Consider the following 17,021-nt stretch of genomic DNA (forward strand, 5'->3'; position numbering starts at 1 on the left):
GCTCAACCTTGTGTCGGCTCGTCTCACGGCGGGGTGTTTATGCCCGCTGCGAGCGAAGTCCGTCTTTACTGCTTGCTGTCGATGTAATCGATCGCATCCTTGACGGTGCCGATCTTTTCAGCCGCATCGTCAGGGATTTCGACACCGAATTCTTCTTCGAACGCCATCACCAGCTCAACGATGTCGAGGCTGTCTGCGCCCAGATCGTCGATGAAGCTTGCGTCTTCCGTAACCTTCTCGGCTTCGACGCCCAGATGCTCGACGACGATTTTCTTAACGCGATCTGCGGTCTCACTCATGGGTGGTCCTTCTTTCTGGGTAGTGCGATTGGGACATGAATATCTGTTCAGCCCGCCCTAGTGGCAAGGGAAGCGCTAGGCAAGAGGCAACAAATGCGCCGCCACCTGTGCTTTGGATCGGTCCGGCGCATCAGATCATGGCCATTCCACCGTTCACATGCAGCGTCTGGCCGGTCACATAGCCTGCTTCGCGGCTCGCCAGATAGGCCACAGCGGCGCCGATATCGTCGCCTTCGCCCAGCTTGCCCGCCGGGATCTTGCCTGTAATCGCTTCCTTTTGCGCGTCGTTCAGCGCGTCGGTCATCGCCGACCGGATGAATCCCGGCGCAACGCAATTAACGGTTATGCCGCGTGTTGCCAGTTCCTGCCCCAATGCCTTTGACATACCGATCAGCCCTGCCTTCGATGCGGCATAATTGGCCTGACCCGGATTGCCCGTTACGCCCACAACGGATGTAATCGAAATGATCCGGCCAAAGCGCGCTTTCATCATCGGCTTGGCTGCGGCACGGCACAGACGAAACGCCGCTTCCAGATTGATACGGATCACCTGATCCCACTCTTCATCCTTCATCCGCATCGCCAGATTGTCGCGCGTCACGCCTGCATTGTTAACGAGTATATCGAGCTTCCCGCCCAGCGCCTCGACAGCCTGAGGCACCAGCGCATCGACGGCGGCACCATCGGACAGGTTGCAGGGCAGGGTAACATGATCGCCCGAAAACTGGCTGGCAAACGCCGTCAGCTTTTCCGCATTGGACCCCGAAAACGCCACCCGCGCGCCCTGCGCCACCAACGCACTGGCAATAGCGGACCCAATCCCGCCCGATGCCCCCGTAACAAGGGCGGTCATTCCTGTGAGGTCGAACATAGAAAGCTCCATTAGATTTGGTTCACGCGGAGACGCGGAGACGCAGAGGGGTGATAGTCATTTACGAGGCGGCGGACGCCTTCTTTCAGCGTGGCACCGCCAAAGTTGATGAGAAGCCCGACCGGCTGCCCGGTCAGGCGCAAATAGGTCAAAAGCTGTTTTGAATGCGCGGCATTGATGCGTTCCACAGATTTTATTTCCACGAGCAACCGTTCTTCCACCAAAAGGTCTATGCGGAAGGCTGCGTCAAATCGCATCCCTTCAAATTCTATATCGATGGGCCGCTGGCGCGCCACCGAATAGCCCATGGAAACGAGTTTTCCCGCAAGCACTATTTCATAAACACTTTCCAGCAGACCCGGGCCAAGTTCACGGTGAATGCGCAAGGCCGTATCCAGAACATCTCCGCTAATACGATCGATATCGGTCACAAACCCTCCGCGTCTCCGCGTCTCAGCGTCTCCGCGCGAAAAATCCTACAACTTCGCCAGCGCCGCCTCGATATCGTCCATCGTCACGATGCTCGTCACGGTCGCGTCCGGGGCGATGCGTTTCACCATCGGGCCGAGTACCTTGCCGCCCAGTTCCACGAAGTCCGCGACCCCGGCCTCCCACATCGCGCTCACGGATTCGCGCCAGCGGACCCGGCCCGTGACTTGCTCCACCAGCCGCGCCCGAATGTCGTCCGGCGCCGCAATCGGCGCGGCCAGCACATTGGCATAGACTGGCACCACCGGCGCACGCAGCGCCGCCTCGGCCAGCGCTACCGCCATCGCATCGGCGGCTGGCTGCATCAGCGGGCAATGGAAAGGCGCGGAAACGGGCAGCAGCACACCGCGCTTGATCCCATGCTCCTTCACCAGCGCAATCGCCCGCTCGATCGCACCGCGATGCCCGGAAATCACCACCTGCGACGGATCGTTGTCGTTCGCGACCGTGCAGACTTCACCCTCTGCTGCGGCATCGGCCAGCGCCTGCGCCTTCTCGATATCCGCGCCCAGCAATGCCGCCATCGCGCCTTCGCCCACCGGCACCGCTGCCTGCATCGCTTGCCCGCGCAGCTTCAACAGCCGCGCCGTCGTCGCCACATCGAACGCACCCGCCGCACACAAGGCGCTATATTCGCCCAGACTATGCCCTGCGACGAAATCGGCTTTCTCGGCCAGCCGCAGCCCGCCTTCCTTTTCCATCACCCGCAATGTCGCCAGAGCATTGGCCATGATCGCAGGCTGCGCGTTTTCGGTTAGCGTCAGGTCGCTTTCCGGCCCCTCCACCATGATGCGAAACAGCTTCTGCGACAGCGCATCGTCGACTTCCTGAAACAGCTCGCGCGCTGCCGGACTGGCATCCGACAGGGCTTTGCCCATGCCGACCGATTGACTACCCTGACCGGGAAACAGAAACGCCCGCATACATCCTCCACCTTGCGAACCGGCCAAATCCAGCGACCGTTTCGCACCTGTTACACTTTACGACACAAAAGCCGTTGAGCCTCCGTCGCGAATTGGGCAGGAACTAGATACGCATTCAGCCCGGCGCAAGCACTGGGTGGGTGCGTCGCCATTTTCCCGGCCCATCACCGGCCCAATCAAAGGAAATCCGTGCGCTATCCTGTTGTCCTGCTGATCGGAACGACGCTGTCGCTGTCGGCATGTGCCGTTGGACCGGAGTATCGCGCACCTGTCACCGCGTCGCTGGGCGTCCCCGATGCCTACACCACGCGGCAGGGTGCTGCGCTCAGTGACGCCGCGCTGGCGGACTGGTGGCGCAGCTTCGACGATCCGGTGTTGGATGGGCTGATCCAGCAGGCAATTTCCAACAACCTCGACATCGCTCAGGGCGTCGCGCGACTGGATCAGGCCAACGAAGCGCTGCGGCAGGCAGGCGCAAGCTATGTGCCATCGCTCAGTGCATCGGGCAGCGGTGGCCGCAACTTCCGGCAGGGCACGTCCGGTGCCATCCTCGATTCCAACGGCAATGTCGTCGGCAACTCCTCCGGCGGCGGCAGTTCCAACCAATATTCCGGCAGCCTGCGCGCAAGCTGGGAAATCGACCTGTTTGGGCGCATCGGTCGCACCGTCGAAGCGTCGCGCGCGGACTTGGAAGCGTCGGGTTATAGCCTCGCCAGCGTCCGCACTTCCATCATCGCCGAAACCGTCCGCACCTATATCAGCGCCCGTCTGGCACAGGAACGGCTGAAGATCGCGCGGGAGCAACTTGCCACCGCGCAGGACAATTTCGATATCGCCCGCTGGCGGGTCGAGGCGGGGTTGGTATCGTCGCTCGATCAGGAACAGGCCCGCGCTCAACTCGCACAGCAAACGGCGGCCATTCCGCAAATCGAAACCGGCCTCGCCAATGCGCTCAACCGCATCGCCGTGCTGACGGGGCAGGCACCGGGCGCAGCGACCCGCGCCCTCGAAACGCCTGCGCCGGTCCCAACCGCACCCACCGATATTGCGACCGGCATCCCCGCCGACACGCTCCGCCAGCGGCCCGATGTGCGACAGGCGGAACGCGCGCTTGCCGCCGCAACGGCGCGGATCGGCGTCGCGGAATCGGCGCTCTATCCGCAACTCAGCATCAGCGGCAATGTCGGCACGAGTGCGCTGTCGCTGGGCAGTCTGGGCGACATCATCACCGGCAGCCTGTTCGGCAATCTGGCGCAACTCATCTTCGACGGCGGCGCAACGGCCTCCCGCGTGCGCGCGCAGGAAGCGGCAGCGCGCGGGGCCTTCTCCGCCTATAAATCGACTGTGCTCGTCGCACTGGAGGATGTGGAGAACGCGCTGGTCGCTGACCGCAATGCGCGTCAGCGCGTGACGCAACTGCTGATCGCCTATGATGCGGCCAACAACAGCGCCATCCTCGCGCGCAGCCAGTATCAGGCAGGCCTCACCGACTTCCAGACGCTCCTTACTGCAGAACAATCGCTCCTGTCCGCCCGCGACGGACTGGCCACTGCGCGCGCCGATCAGGTGCAGGCCGTGGCACAGCTTTACAGCGCGCTGGGCGGCGGCTGGCAAACCACGAACGGCCCGACCCCTGACACCCATACCCCGAACGCCCCGAACGGACTCCCCGAATGACGCAAGATTTGACACCCGCACCGCAGGATAATCTGGATGATTTTCTGGGCGTTAAGCCGGAAAAGCCGTGGAAGAAGTGGATCAAATGGGGTGTTTCAGGTGTCGGCTTATTGCTGCTCCTCCTGCTCCTGTCGCGCTGCTTTGCTGGTGAGGATCAGCCCAATTACTCGACCCGCGAAGTGCGCCGGGGCGACCTGACCGTTACCGTATCAGCGACCGGCAATCTCAAACCCATTAATCAGGTGGATGTGGGTTCCGAACAGTCGGGCAAGATTACGCAGGTTTACGTCGACGTGAACGATCGCGTCACCAAGGGACAGCGCCTTGCTGAGCTCGACACGCGTCGACTTAAGGATGCGGTCATTCAGAACCGCTCGCAGGTTGCCTCCGCCGAGGCAAGCGTCGCGCAGGCGAGCGCCGCCGCCGCGCTAGCAAAAGCGACACTGGATCGGCAATTGAACGTGTTCCAGCTTTCGGGCGGTCGCGTCCCTGCCAAGACCGAACTCGACTCCGCACGCGCCACCTATGCGCAGGCACAGGCGCAGGTACGCTCTGCGCAGGCGCAGATTGCAGTGGCACAGGCGCAATTGTCCAGCGCCCAGACCAATCTCGACATTGCGCAGATCATATCGCCCGTAACCGGCGTGGTCCTGTCGCGCTCCATCGAGCCGGGGCAGACCGTTGCGGCATCCTTCAACGCGCCGGTGCTGTTCACCATCGCCGAAGACCTGCAGCAGATGGAAGTCGAAGTGGCCGTGGACGAAGCCGATGTGGGGCAGGTGGCCAATGGTCAGGACGCCTCCTTCACCGTCGATGCGTTTCCCGGCCGCACGTTCCCTGCTCGCGTTAATCGCGTGAACGTGGGGTCCAATGCCAGCACCACGTCCTCATCGTCGTCCACTACGGCGGCAGCGACCACCAATACCGTCGTGGCGTATACGGCGGTGCTTTCCGTCAACAACAGCGACGAAACATTGCGCCCCGGCATGACCGCAACCGCCGACATCGTCGCAAAGCAGCTTAAGGACGTGCTGCTCGTCCCCAACGCCGCCTTGCGCTTCAAACCGGACGCGGGCGGCAAGAGTGGGGGCGGGATCACCAGCCAGTTGGTCGCGCGCCCCCGTCGCGGCAATCGCGCCACGCAGCAAGTGAACTTCGGTGCAGGCAGCAGCCAGACCGTCTACGTCGTCGGCGAAGATGGCAAGCCGCAAGCCGTGAACGTCATCGTCGGCGAAAGCGATGGCACCCGCACTGTCATCCAGAGCGGCAACCTGAAGGAAGGCGCCCGCGTCATCACCGGACAGCTTGCCGCCGGACAGGAACAACCGCCCGAACGCGATGCTGCAGACCGTGGCCAAGGCGGACGTAAGCGCGAGGGTGGACCCGCAACGCCGCCGCCCGCCGCGCCAGCCATGCCCGCCGGCAACAGCAGCGCACCTGCCGCCGCGACGCCCGCGCCGCGTAAAGACGCCACATCTGCGCCGACAACTATGACAGCCGACCGCCCACGCCTGCGCGACATGACCCCCGAACAACGCCGCGCCTTTATGGACAGCCTCACGCCCGAACAGCGCGAAGAAATGCGCGCCCGCCGCGAAGCGCGCCGCGCACAACGAGACGCCAATGGCGAATGATCCGATCATCCGCTTGCGGGGCGTTACCAAGGATTATGGCAGCGGCGCGACCTTGTTTCAGGCGCTCAAGGGCATAGACCTCGACATCGAACGCGGCGATTTCGTCGCGGTGATGGGTCCATCGGGTTCGGGCAAATCGACCACGATGAACATCTTGGGCTGCCTCGATGTACCGACCGCCGGGACATTCCTGTTCCGCAATCATCATGTCGAAACGCTCGACCGGGATCAGCGCGCCTTGCTGCGTCGCCGCTATCTGGGTTTCGTGTTTCAGGGGTTCAATCTGCTCTCGCGCACCACCGCGCTCGAAAATGTAGAGCTGCCCTTGCTGTATCGCGGTGAGGATAAAAAGACACGCTATGACCTCGGCATGGCCGCGCTCGACAAGGTCGGCCTGAAACCCTGGTGGGATCACACGCCTGCCGAACTGTCCGGCGGACAGCAGCAGCGCGTCGCCATCGCCCGCGCCATCGTCACGTCGCCCGATGTTCTGCTAGCCGACGAACCGACCGGCAATCTCGATTCGGAACGGTCGGTGGAGATCATGGAACTGCTGACCGATCTCAACCGCAACAGCGGCATCACCGTCCTGATGGTGACCCACGAACCCGACATGGCTGCCTTCGCCCGCACCATCGTCCATTTCAAGGACGGTCTGGTCGAACGCATCGAAAAGGGGCAGGCAGCGTGATCATCGGCACTACTGTCACGCTCGCCTTCCGCGCCATCGCGCGGCACAAGCTGCGCTCCTTCCTCACGACACTGGGTATCATCATCGGCGTGGCCGCGGTCGTCACCATGACGACGCTGGGCAATGGCGCGACTGCAGCCGTGCGGGAACAGATCAGCAGCCTTGGCGCCAATATCCTGCAATTGCGACCGGGGCAGGGCTTTGGGCGCGGCGGCGGCGGTCCCAAGCCACCGGACTTCGAACCGGATGACGTGACCGCCATCGCCAATCAGCTTACCGGCGTCCGCGCCGTCGCACCGCAAGCATCGACCAGCGGCATCGCCATCTACGAGGGGTCCAACTGGAACACGACCGTCAACGGCACCACCGCCGCCTATTTCGAAGCGCAGCAGTGGAAACTCGACAGCGGACGGCTGTTCATGCCGGAGGAGGAAGAAGCCGGAAAGCCCGTCTGCATCATCGGATCGACGCTGCGTAACAACCTGTTCCGGCAAGCTGACCCCATCGGCAAGCGCTTCCGTATCAAGGGCGTAAGCTGTCAGGTCATCGGCTTATTGGCGACGCGCGGGCAGGGCGGGTTCGGCAACGATCAGGACGATGTCGTCGTGATGCCGATAAAATTCGTGCAACGCCGCTTCACCGGCAATCGGGATATCGGCCTCATCATGGTCGCGGTCGACGATGCGTATGACAGCGGCACCGTTCAGGACAGCCTCGAACAGCTCATGCGCGAGCGGCGCAAGGTAAAGCCCGGCTCGGCGGACAATTTCAACGTCTTCGACACCAAGCAGATTTCCGATACGCTGACTGGCACCACGACCATATTGACGCAGATCGTCGGTGCAGTGGCCGCGATATCGCTGCTGGTCGGTGGGATCGGCATCATGAACATCATGCTGGTCTCGGTGACCGAGCGCACCCGCGAAATCGGCATCCGCCTCGCCATCGGCGCTGTAGCGCAGGAAGTTCTGCTGCAATTCTTGGTCGAGGCCATCGTGCTATCGTGCCTCGGCGGCCTGATCGGTCTTGGCCTTGCGCTGGTCGCATCCCTTGCCATTGCGCCGTTGATGCAGGTGCCTTTCATTTTCGACCTGAAGATCAATGTGCTCGCCTTCCTGTTCTCGGCGGCCATCGGTGTTGTCTTCGGCTATTTTCCGGCCCGCCGCGCTGCTTCCCTCAATCCTATCGACGCATTGCGACACGAATGACGGCTTAAGTGTCTGATACATTTTCAGACACTTAAGCCCATCGCCTGACACATCCGCGATACACCCGCTTCCTATTTCATAGTCAGACGCCGCGATTGGCGCCGGACATGAAAAGGATACGGATCATGAAGAAGTTTCTAATGGCTCTGGCCGCTACCACGATGGTCGCAAGCCCTATCCTTGCAACTCAGGCACAGGCTCAGCCGAACCGCCAGCAGGTCGTCAAGACGACCGTAAAGCACAAGGCGAACGGCCGCACCGTCGTCAAGCAGAAGCAGGTCGTGCGCAAGTTCGACAATCGGGGTTACAAGAACCATCGTTGGGCCAAGGGTCAGCGTTTCGACCGTCGTCAGGCAACCAATTATCGCGTGATCAACGACTATCGCAATTACCGCCTGAACACGCCGCCGCGCGGTTATCAGTGGGTTCGGTCGGGCAATGACGCAGTGATGATCGCCCTTACCAGTGGCATCATCGGCGCCGTGATCGGCAACGCGATCCGGTAAATCTCCTGCCCCCTCTTCCTAAAGGGAGAGGGGGCATATTAACGTCTGTTTACAGCCACCTTCAGCATCCATTCAACGACCGGATGGTTAAGTCTCTCATCGCCCTTGATCCCGGTGCGTCCGGTCAATGGCTTGAAAGCTGAAGGACCATGATCATGAACAAATGGAAAAAGGGCGCTCTTGCCATTGCCACGTGCGCCACTCTGGCGATCAGCGCGGCACCGGCGGAGGCGCAGCGTTACGGATATCGCGGCTATCGCCACCATAACAACGGTGCCGGTGCGGCAGTTGCAGGCGGCATAGTCGGTCTCGCACTGGGCGCGGCCATCGCTTCCAGTGCGCGCGATCGCTATTACGACCGGGGTTACCGTGGCTACAATCGCAGAGGCTATTATCGCGACGGCTATTATGACCGCGGTTACTATCGCGACAACTACCGTCCCTATCGCGGCGGCTATCGCGGATACCGCAGTTGCTCCACCGATCGTTATTACGATGATTACGCCGGGGAATGGACGACGATCCAGCGCTGTCGCTGACCGATAGTTCGACAAGGGCAGGAGGCGCATCGCAAGGTGCGCCTCTTGTCTTTTGTGGCCGTCATCGCCGCTTGCTATTTTCCGGGCTTTCGACCATAGCGCCCGCTTCCCAAACGCGGCGAGGCGACTCCATCTGTATTTGGGAAGAATGCATAGACGATAGCCGGAGGGGCGTTCGCATGGGGCGGCGTCAGCGATCGGCCAAGATAAAGGAAGACTCATGGCTCTTTATGAGCATGTGTTTCTTGCGCGCCAGGATCTGGCACAGGCGCAGGTAGACACGCTGGCGGAAATCGCCACCAAGATTGTCGAAGACAACAAGGGCAAGGTCATCAAGACCGAAACCTGGGGCCTTCGCAGCCTCGCTTACAAGATCGCGAAGAACCGCAAGGCGCACTACGTCATGCTCAACATCGATGCCCCCGCAGGCGTCGTGGCAGAGCTGGAGCGCCAGACGCAGATCAACGAAGACATCATCCGCTACATGACCATCAAGGTCGATGAGCTGGAAGCTGGTCCTTCGGTGATGATGCGCAAGCAGGAACGCGATGCACGCGGCGGTGGCCGTGGTGAACGCGGTGAGCGTGGCGATCGTGGTCCCCGCGAAGATCGTGGTGACCGTCCCCGTCGCGACCGCGACGAAGCTGGCGAATAAGGAGAACTAGACCATGGCACGCCCATTTTTCCGCCGCCGCAAGAGCTGCCCCTTCGCTGCGAAGGACGCACCAAAGATCGACTATAAGGACGTTCGTCTGCTTCAGGGCTTCGTGTCCGAACGTGGCAAGATCGTTCCGAGCCGTATCACGGCAGTCTCCGCCAAGAAGCAGCGCGAGCTGGCAACGGCCATCAAGCGCGCACGCCATCTCGGCCTGCTGCCCTACATCGTGAAGTGAGGGAATAGATCTCATGGAAATCATTCTGCTCGAACGGATCGAGAAGCTCGGCGCGATCGGTGACATCGTCACCGTGAAGGACGGCTACGCCCGCAACTTCCTTCTTCCCAACAAGAAGGCGCTGCGCTCCAACAATGCCAACAAGAAGGTCTTCGAAGCTAACCGCGCGAAGATCGAAGCCGACAACGATGCCCGTCGCGAAGCCGCCAAGGCATCGTCGAGCGACGTCGACGGTAAGCAGGTCGTGCTGATTCGTCAGTCGTCCAACGCCGGTGCGCTGTACGGTTCGGTGTCGGTTCGCGACATCATCGAAGCGCTGCAGGCCGATGGCGTGACGAATGTGACCAAGGCAATGATCGTGCTGGAACGCCCGATCAAGACCCTGGGCCTGTTCGACGTCAAGGTTTCGCTGCACCCCGAAGTCGCCGTGAACATTCAGGTGAACGTAGCCCGTTCGCCGGAAGAAGCCGAGCTTCAGAAGGACGGCGTCGACGTGATGGCCAGCATGTTCGAAAAGGACGAAGCCGGCTTCACCGAAGCATACGATCCGAACGCGGAACCGGGCGAAATCGCTTCGGAACCCACGGACGACGTCGAAGAAACGCAGGAAGAAGCGTAAGCCTCTTCTCTCGCGAGACAAAAGGGCCGCCCGGTACAGACCGGGCGGCCCTTTTTGCGTGTCGACTTATTTGGTTGTTCCCTGGCCTGTGCCGGAATGACGGGCAGGATAGTGGGCCTGGGGCCTCACTCCCCTCTCGCCTCAACGCGCACGCCCTGCTATTCACCCCGCGATGAGTGATTTCCGCGACCCGTTCGACAGCATCAAGGACCATCCTTTCGACGCCGCGCTGTCCGAACGTTATCTTGTCTATGCCCTGTCCACGATCACCGCGCGTTCGCTTCCGGACCTGCGCGATGGTCTGAAGCCCGTGCATCGCCGCCTGCTTTGGGCGATGCGGCTGCTCAAGCTGGAACCCAGCAATCCCGATCCGGTGCGCAACACGACCAGCTACAAGAAATGCGCCCGCGTCGTCGGCGACGTCATCGGCAAATATCACCCGCATGGCGACACGTCGGTTTATGACGCGATGGTCCGTCTCGCGCAGGACTTCTCGCTGCGCACGCCGCTCGTCGATGGACAGGGCAATTTCGGCAATATCGATGGCGATAACGCGGCCGCCATGCGCTACACCGAAGCGCGGCTGACGCAGGCGGCGTCGGACCTGATGGCGGGGCTGGACGAAGGAACCGTCGATTACCGCCCCACCTATAATGGCGAAGACGAAGAGCCGGAGGTATTCCCCGGCCTGTTCCCCAATCTCCTCGCCAATGGCGCGTCGGGCATCGCGGTCGGCATGGCGACCAGCATCCCGCCGCATAACGTCCATGAACTGATCGACGCGGCGTTGCTCCTGATCGACCAGCCGGATGCCGACCATGCGGCCCTGATGCAGATCGTCACTGGCCCCGATTTCCCCACCGGCGGCATCGTCGTGGAAAGCCCCGCCAGCATTTCGGAATCCTACGCCACCGGCCGCGGTTCCTTCCGAACCCGCGCGCGCTTCGCCGGAGAAATGGTGGACGGCAAGTGGGTGGTAAAGCCGGAAAAGCTGGCCAATGGCACCTGGCAGCTTATCATCTCCGAAATCCCCTATCAGGTTCCCAAGTCGAAGCTGATCGAGCAGATCGCGGCGCTTATCAACGACAAGAAGCTGCCGATTCTCGCTGACATTCGCGACGAGTCCGACGCGGAAATCCGCATCGTCATCGAACCGCGCAGCCGCACGGTCGACCCCGACGTGCTGATGGACAGCCTGTATCGCCTGACCGACCTCGAAAATCGGTTCAGTCTCAACCTCAATGTGCTGGACGCCAGCCATACGCCGCGCGTCATGGGTCTGCGCGAAGTCCTCGTCGAATGGCTCAAGCACCAGATCGAGGTGCTGGTCCGCCGTGCCCAGCACCGGCTGGAAAAGATCGCCGCTCGCCTCGAACTGCTCGATGGCTACATCATCGCCTATCTCAACCTCGACCGGGTGATCGCGATCATCCGCACCGAGGATGAACCCAAAGAAGTCATGATGGCCGAATTCGGCCTCAACGACCGGCAGGCCGAAGCCATTCTCAACATGCGCCTGCGCTCCTTGCGTAAGCTGGAGGAAATGGAACTCCGCCGCGAACATGCCGAACTCGTCAAGGAGCGCGAGGAGCTAGAGAAGCTGGTCGAAAGCCCCGCCCGTCAACGAACGCAGCTAAAGCGTGACCTGACCGCGCTGCGCAAGCGCTATGGCCCCGAAACGCTGCTGGGCAAGCGCCGCACACTGATCGCCGAAGCTGGTCCTGCGCGTGAAATTCCGCTCGAAGCAATGATCGACCGGGAGCCGATCACCGTCATCCTGTCTCAACGCGGCTGGATTCGCGCGATGAAGGGCCATGTCGACGATGCCACCATCGCAGGCGTCAAATATAAGGAAGGCGACGGTCCTTGGGGCGCGCCGGTCCATATGCAGACGACCGACAAGCTGTTGATCGCCTGCGCCAATGGTCGATTCTACACATTGGGCGCCGACAAACTCCCCGGCGGGCGAGGTTTTGGCGAACCCGTGCGCCTGATGATCGACCTCGACAATGCGACGGAGATCGTTGCGATGATGGCCAACAAAATGGGCGGCAAGCTGTTGCTCGCAGCAACCGACGGGCGCGGCTTTCTGGCTGTCACCGACGACATCATCGCCGAAACCCGAAAGGGTCGGCAAGTCGTCAATGTCCGCCCCGGCGCACGCCTGTCCATCGTTCGGCAGATCGAAGCGGGCGCGGACAGTGTTGCCGTTATCGGCGACAATCGAAAGCTTCTCGTCTTTCCCCTTACCGAACTGCCGGAGATGGCGCGGGGCCAAGGCGTCCAGATGCAGCGCTATCGCGACGGTGGTTTGTCGGACGCGATCAGTTTCACGCTTGCCAACGGTCTCAGTTGGGCGATGGGCGGCGATACCGGGCGTACCCGGACGGAGAGCGACATGACGCCATGGCGCGTCACCCGCGGCGCAGCGGGCAGAATGCCGCCCACTGGATTCCCGCGCGACAATCGCTTCGGCTAAGTGGCTACACAAACGCAGTTTTTCGTTTCGGTTTTCAAATAATTTACTTAATGTCCGTATTCGGGACATATGGACGCTGAAACTGCGCGCTTTACGATTGCTGAAGAGCTGGAACGCATTTGTGCGTCGACCGGTCATAGCGAACGTGTATGCGCGCCAAAAAGCGAGGCAGGATGGCTACATGCTCTGCCGCAGGCTGCCGCCATACTTGCAGTAAAAGGTGATGCGCTCGCGGTAGAACTGACCAATGGCGTATTCGCCGACACCTTTCCCGAAGGTCATGATGGCTTCGTCTGCACCCAGGCGGACAGTGGGCTGGATTGGACGGCACGGGTGGAAAAATTCTACGCGTCCGGCCGTGTTTCCGATAGTTTCGAAATATGCAGGGAAGGCCGATTGGGCGCTGAATTCCTTGCCTGTACGATAGGTCGACTGGAGCGCGACGATCAGGGGCCGACTCGCCTCTTGTTCACGGCTATCGATCGCACCAACGAACGGGTGATGGAAAAGAACCTGCGTCGGGAATTGCTTTCCGACAGCCTTACCACATTACCCAATCGTACCGGCTTTGGCGAAGAGATCGACGACCGGCTGAAGCTCAGCCCGCTGACGGACGGCGGCAGCTTTGCCGTTCTGGCGATCGATCTTATCCGTTTCAGCCGCGTCAACGAATCGCTGGGGCCGCTGGCGGGGGATGAACTCATCATCACCGTCGCCAAACGCCTTAAGTCCAGTCTGCGCCAAGGCGACGTATTGGCCCGTATCGGGGGCAATGAATTCGCCGTATTCGCGCGTCTCAACAATGGGCTGTCGGATGCTTTATACATCGTTCAGCGGATCAACGACGCGCTGGCGTCGCCAGTACGGCTGACCAATTTGCAGATCAGCGTCGATTGCGCCATCGGTTGCGCGCTATCGTCCGGCGTTTCGGACGATGCTGATGACGTCGTTCGTCAGTCGCAGGCCGCGGTCAAGATTGCCAAGCGAAGTGGAAAGCTCGAAATCTATCGTCCAGGTGTTCTGAAGGAAGCACATCGGCGATTCACCCTGGAAAGTCGTCTGCGCGAAGCGTTGGCCAATGGGAAGCTTCACCTCGCTTACCAACCGCTCGTGCATCTCCAGTCGGGCGAAGTCACGGGATTCGAAGCCCTTGCGCGCTGGGACGACGAGGAATTGGGGGAGGTGTCTCCCGCCGAGTTTATCCCGGTGGCCGAAGAATCCGGTCTGATCGTTCCGCTGGGACGATGGGCCTTGTACGAAGCCACCCAGACGCTGGCGAAGTGGGACCGCCAACAAGGCCAGGTGTTGCCGCTGGGAATCAGCGTCAACCTTTCCCCCATCCAGATGGGTCGGGATGACGTGCCGTCGGTGGTCGAGGAATCCTTGCGCTATGCCGGGATAGCTGGGCATCGCCTCACGATCGAATTAACCGAAAGCGCCATCATTGCCGATCCGGACAAGGCGCGGCAGGTGCTGGCCGCGCTTAAAAGTCTGGACGCGTCCATTGCGATGGACGATTTCGGAACAGGCTATTCCAACCTCGCCAGCTTGCAGAGCCTGCCCATCGATCTGTTGAAGATCGACCGGAGTTTCGTGTCGGGCATGATTACCGACCGCGACAAGAACGCGATCGTGCGCACCATTCTTTCGCTGGCAGAATCGCTCAACCTCCACGTCACGGCCGAAGGTATCGAGACGCAGGAGCTTGCACTGGCGCTGCAAAAGCTGGGTTGCTGGCAGGGGCAGGGCTATCATTTCTCCCGGGCACTGCCCGAAGCCGACGCCTTCGATTATTGGCGCGCACGCTGGAACTTCGAAAGCGTCTGATCGATAATCGCGTCCATCGGTTCTCCGTCCGCAAAGCCGCTTTCTACCCAGGCCAGTTCGACATCCTTGAGCGCCCGGGCAACATCCGGCCCGGCGGGCAATCCCCGTGCGATCAGCGCGCCACCGGTGATCGGTAGAGCAGGCGGGGTCCATTCCCGCAACGATGCGATGCTATCCGGCGTGACTGTGTCGTCCAGCAATAATTGGTCGATCGCACTTTCCGTCCCCAGCCAATAGGCAAGCTGCTTCGCTTGGGCTTTTGCAGCATGGGGGGAAAGAGCGCTGACGATCCGCTTGCGCGCCTTGTTCGAAAGCTTGAGCCGCGCCGCCACAGAATCCCCTACGGTCGGATCGCTAGGCAGCAAGGCGCAAAGGCGTCGTAGCGGAGAAAAGCCGACACGCGCAGCGCTCTCCCTCTGGGTCAGAGTTTCGAGACGGCCAACTCCCGCACCATCTATCTCCGGCAGCACCGGCAGGAGAATTTTGCCTTCCGCCATCAGGCGCAGGGCAGGCACGGGATCGGGCAGGGCCAGCAACTTTAGCAACTCATCGGCGATGCGTTCGCGGGACAAAGCCATCAGGCTGTTGGACTGCGCTATACAGGCAGCATAGGCCGCCGCATCGGGCGCGCCTTTGCCGAAGCGCGCGTAAAAACGAAAGAACCGCAATATACGCAGATGATCTTCCGCAATCCGCGCTTCGGGGTCGCCGATGAAGCGCACCGTTCCGGCTTCCAGATCCGCCAGACCGCCGAAATAATCGGTAATCTCGCCCGTCACCGGATCGGCCAGCAAGGCGTTGATCGTGAAGTCGCGCCGTGCCGCATCCTCGCGCCAGTCGTCGGTATAGGCAATTGTCGCGCGACGCCCATCGGTCGCTACGTCACGGCGCAAGGTCGTGATTTCCACCGGCCAACCGTCCAGCACGGCGGTAATCGTGCCATGATCGATGCCCGTCGGTACGGCCTTGATCGCCGCGTCGGTCAGTCGCCGGACCACGTCCTGCGGGCTATGCACCGTCGCAATGTCCACGTCGGCAACGACATGCCCCAACAGCGTATCGCGCACCGCGCCGCCCACGAAGCGCGCACTACCCTGTGACGCATCGAGTGCATCCAGCAAATCGCTCAGCCTCGCACGGTGCCGCCACTCAGCATCAGGCAGGGCTGCGATCATAGCCCAGCCTCCACGAAAGATTGGCAAGGATCGCCGCGGTGATCCCCCAGATGCGCCGCTTCTGCCAGTCGATCTCGTAATAATGTCGTGCCGCGCCATCCCATTCGAGTTCCTTGCGCGTGCGGTTGGCGGGGTCAAGGGCGAAGGCAAGCGGGACTTCGAACCAGTCGTCCACTTCATCGAGCTGCGCCTGTAAGGGAAGGTCAGGGGGAATTACCGCGAGCACCGGTATGATATCGAACCCCGTGAAAGTGCTGTACCGATCACTGGTGCCGATGATCTGCGCATGATGCGGGGCCAGACCTATTTCTTCCTCCGCTTCGCGCAGGGCTGCCGCGATTTCGTCGGCATCGCTGTCGTCGACCTTGCCGCCCGGAAAGGCGACTTGCCCGGCATGTTTGCGCAGGCGCGAAGATCGCTGGGTCAGAATCAGTCCCGGGTTCGCCCTGTCCGTGATCGCCACCAGCACGGCGGCAGGCGCGAGCACAACGCTTCCTTCGATACGGGGATCGACGGTCTGGATCCAGTCGGGTGTATCGGTGCGCCTGTGTCCTTCCTCCAGTGCCGCCCGCAGCCTTCTGGCCAGCGTCATTCGGGCAGGCCCACGGAGAAGAACGTGCCGCCACTCCAGACGCCGGGCTGCGCATCCTCTGCCTCGTCTTCCAGCGCCAGATTGACCAGCTCATAATATACCGCGCGAGCGATCAGCGCATCCATCCCGCCGCGCACATGCAGATAGGGACGCGGGCCTTCATCGGTCCTGCGGATTTCTATCGCATGATCGGCATCGGCGACCACGATTTCCCCGGTGTTCAGCCGAAACGCCAGCGAGCGGTTTTGCCCTACACCATCGCTCTTCACCTCGACCGCCGTGAAGGGTGCGTCCTCCACCTCGATCGAGAGCTTCTCGACCGGCGTGACCAGCACATAGCTGCCATCCGACTCGCGACGCAGGATCGTGGAAAACAGGCGCACCATGGCTTCGCGACCGATGGGGGAGCCTTGATGAAACCATGTCCCGTCGCGCGCGATCCGCATTTCGCTGTCGCCGCAATGCGTCGGGTTCCACTGCGCCACCGGGGGCAGTTTCTTTTCCTCCATCAGCCGCACGATCTCGGCAAGCGACAGGGAGGCCAGATCGGGCAGGGGCGGCATAGGCATAAGGTGGAGATAGGGACGCCCGCGTCCGAT

At 61.5% G+C, this 17,021-nt stretch carries 18 protein-coding genes; 11 read left to right on the forward strand and 7 right to left on the reverse strand.

The features are described from left to right. Window positions 1-65: 65 nt before the first annotated feature. From LQ220_RS04375 to fabD, 4 genes are all read right to left on the reverse strand, one after another. A complete protein-coding gene (locus LQ220_RS04375; RefSeq protein WP_006950224.1) occupies window positions 66-299 on the reverse strand; it encodes an acyl carrier protein in 234 nt (77 codons plus the stop codon). Between the two features lie 130 nt (window positions 300-429). Then, window positions 430-1,170: a 3-oxoacyl-[acyl-carrier-protein] reductase gene (gene fabG / locus LQ220_RS04380; RefSeq protein WP_230187039.1), complete on the reverse strand. Its 741-nt coding sequence runs from the start codon at window positions 1,168-1,170 to the stop codon at window positions 430-432. A gap of 11 nt (window positions 1,171-1,181) precedes the next feature. Continuing rightward, window positions 1,182-1,601 (reverse strand): GxxExxY protein, encoded by a 420-nt coding sequence (locus LQ220_RS04385; protein WP_230187040.1) that lies wholly within the window; start codon window positions 1,599-1,601, stop codon window positions 1,182-1,184. A gap of 45 nt (window positions 1,602-1,646) precedes the next feature. Continuing rightward, window positions 1,647-2,582: an ACP S-malonyltransferase gene (gene fabD, locus LQ220_RS04390; protein ID WP_230187041.1), complete on the reverse strand. Its 936-nt coding sequence runs from the start codon at window positions 2,580-2,582 to the stop codon at window positions 1,647-1,649. A gap of 189 nt (window positions 2,583-2,771) precedes the next feature. On the opposite strand from fabD, the gene LQ220_RS04395 reads away from it, so the two are divergent. The 11 genes from LQ220_RS04395 to LQ220_RS04445 all read left to right on the forward strand — a co-directional run bounded on the left by LQ220_RS04395 (window position 2,772) and on the right by LQ220_RS04445 (window position 14,655). Then, a complete protein-coding gene (locus tag LQ220_RS04395) occupies window positions 2,772-4,259 on the forward strand; it encodes an efflux transporter outer membrane subunit (RefSeq protein WP_230187042.1) in 1,488 nt (495 codons plus the stop codon). Continuing rightward, on the forward strand, window positions 4,256-5,893 hold the full coding sequence (locus LQ220_RS04400; protein ID WP_230187043.1) for an efflux RND transporter periplasmic adaptor subunit: 1,638 nt from the start codon (window positions 4,256-4,258) through the stop codon (window positions 5,891-5,893). The genes LQ220_RS04395 and LQ220_RS04400 overlap by 4 nt, the downstream gene beginning before the upstream one ends. Beyond that, complete coding sequence (locus tag LQ220_RS04405) at window positions 5,883-6,584, forward strand: ABC transporter ATP-binding protein (RefSeq protein WP_230187044.1); 702 nt, start codon at window positions 5,883-5,885, stop codon at window positions 6,582-6,584. The genes LQ220_RS04400 and LQ220_RS04405 overlap by 11 nt, the downstream gene beginning before the upstream one ends. Continuing rightward, window positions 6,584-7,792, forward strand: a complete 1,209-nt coding sequence (locus LQ220_RS04410; protein ID WP_230187263.1) for an ABC transporter permease — start codon at window positions 6,584-6,586, stop codon at window positions 7,790-7,792. Before LQ220_RS04405 ends, LQ220_RS04410 begins: the two co-directional genes overlap by 1 nt. Before the next feature lie 122 nt (window positions 7,793-7,914). Then, on the forward strand, window positions 7,915-8,298 hold the full coding sequence (locus tag LQ220_RS04415; RefSeq protein ID WP_230187264.1) for an RcnB family protein: 384 nt from the start codon (window positions 7,915-7,917) through the stop codon (window positions 8,296-8,298). A 155-nt stretch (window positions 8,299-8,453) separates the two neighbouring features. Next, entirely contained in the window at window positions 8,454-8,837 is a 384-nt protein-coding gene (locus tag LQ220_RS04420; RefSeq protein ID WP_230187045.1) for a hypothetical protein, read from the forward strand. A gap of 220 nt (window positions 8,838-9,057) precedes the next feature. Next, entirely contained in the window at window positions 9,058-9,492 is a 435-nt protein-coding gene (gene rpsF / locus LQ220_RS04425; protein ID WP_230187046.1) for a 30S ribosomal protein S6, read from the forward strand. A gap of 13 nt (window positions 9,493-9,505) precedes the next feature. Then, on the forward strand, window positions 9,506-9,730 hold the full coding sequence (gene rpsR / locus LQ220_RS04430; protein WP_104953020.1) for a 30S ribosomal protein S18: 225 nt from the start codon (window positions 9,506-9,508) through the stop codon (window positions 9,728-9,730). Between the two features lie 13 nt (window positions 9,731-9,743). Next, window positions 9,744-10,349 (forward strand): 50S ribosomal protein L9, encoded by a 606-nt coding sequence (rplI, locus tag LQ220_RS04435; RefSeq protein ID WP_230187047.1) that lies wholly within the window; start codon window positions 9,744-9,746, stop codon window positions 10,347-10,349. Window positions 10,350-10,521: 172 nt separating this feature from the next. Beyond that, window positions 10,522-12,828 carry a DNA topoisomerase IV subunit A gene (parC, locus tag LQ220_RS04440; protein ID WP_230187048.1) on the forward strand — a complete coding sequence of 769 codons (2,307 nt, stop codon included), beginning with the start codon at window positions 10,522-10,524 and terminating at the stop codon, window positions 12,826-12,828. A 69-nt stretch (window positions 12,829-12,897) separates the two neighbouring features. Beyond that, window positions 12,898-14,655, forward strand: a complete 1,758-nt coding sequence (locus tag LQ220_RS04445; RefSeq protein WP_230187049.1) for a bifunctional diguanylate cyclase/phosphodiesterase — start codon at window positions 12,898-12,900, stop codon at window positions 14,653-14,655. Here LQ220_RS04445 and LQ220_RS04450 read toward each other — a convergent pair. The 3 genes from LQ220_RS04450 to LQ220_RS04460 are packed head-to-tail and all read right to left on the reverse strand — an operon-like array spanning window position 14,619 to window position 16,991. Then, on the reverse strand, window positions 14,619-15,830 hold the full coding sequence (locus LQ220_RS04450; RefSeq protein WP_230187050.1) for a CCA tRNA nucleotidyltransferase: 1,212 nt from the start codon (window positions 15,828-15,830) through the stop codon (window positions 14,619-14,621). The genes LQ220_RS04445 and LQ220_RS04450 overlap by 37 nt on opposite strands. Further along, window positions 15,811-16,422 carry a CoA pyrophosphatase gene (locus LQ220_RS04455; protein WP_230187051.1) on the reverse strand — a complete coding sequence of 204 codons (612 nt, stop codon included), beginning with the start codon at window positions 16,420-16,422 and terminating at the stop codon, window positions 15,811-15,813. The genes LQ220_RS04450 and LQ220_RS04455 overlap by 20 nt, the downstream gene beginning before the upstream one ends. Further along, entirely contained in the window at window positions 16,419-16,991 is a 573-nt protein-coding gene (locus LQ220_RS04460) for a DUF1285 domain-containing protein (protein WP_230187052.1), read from the reverse strand. The genes LQ220_RS04455 and LQ220_RS04460 overlap by 4 nt, the downstream gene beginning before the upstream one ends. Window positions 16,992-17,021: the final 30 nt, after the last annotated feature.

This window comes from Sphingobium sp. CECT 9361, assembly GCF_918741285.1.
Taxonomy (GTDB): domain Bacteria; phylum Pseudomonadota; class Alphaproteobacteria; order Sphingomonadales; family Sphingomonadaceae; genus Sphingobium.